At 59.2% G+C, this 578-nt stretch carries 1 protein-coding gene; it reads left to right on the forward strand.

The genetic code is table 11. From position 1 onward, the window contains the following. Positions 1-55: 55 nt before the first annotated feature. Positions 56-578, forward strand: a 523-nt coding sequence (lolA, locus tag FEM54_RS33685; RefSeq protein WP_138454412.1) for an outer membrane lipoprotein periplasmic chaperone LolA, incomplete at its 3' end; no start/stop codon positions are given.

A 578-nucleotide genomic window follows, 5' to 3' on the forward strand; every position in this document is an offset into this window, starting at 1 on the left:
ATTCCGTGCTGCGTGACAACACGCAGCGCGCCCTGACGACTCAATGAGGATTCCCATGCGCTTTATCCGCATGCTGTTGTTGCCGGCACTGGCCCTGACTGCTGTTTCGGCCCACGCTGATCCGGCCTCGGTGGCCAGCCTGACTAACCTGCTGGACAAGTCCAAGACCCTGACCGCACGCTTCTCCCAGTTGACCCTGGATGCCGGCGGCACCCAGTTGCAGCAAACCGAAGGCGAAATGGCCGTACAGCGTCCTGGTCTGTTCTACTGGCACACCGAAGGCAAGGCCGAGCAGACGATTGTTTCCGATGGCCAGAAGGTCACCCTGTGGGACCCGGACCTGGAGCAGGCGACCATCAAGAAGCTCGACCCTCGTTTGAACCAGACGCCGGCGCTGCTGCTGTCGGGCGATGTATCAAAGATCAACGACAGCTTCGATATCACCTCCAAGCAAACCAGCAACGTGATCGAGTTCACCCTCAAGCCTAAATCCAAGGACACGCTGTTTGACAGCCTGAACCTGTCGTTCGGCAATGGCGTGATCAACAACATGCGCCTGATCGACAGCGTGGGCCAGC

This window comes from Pseudomonas edaphica (genome assembly GCF_005863185.1).
Lineage (GTDB): Bacteria > Pseudomonadota > Gammaproteobacteria > Pseudomonadales > Pseudomonadaceae > Aquipseudomonas > Aquipseudomonas edaphica.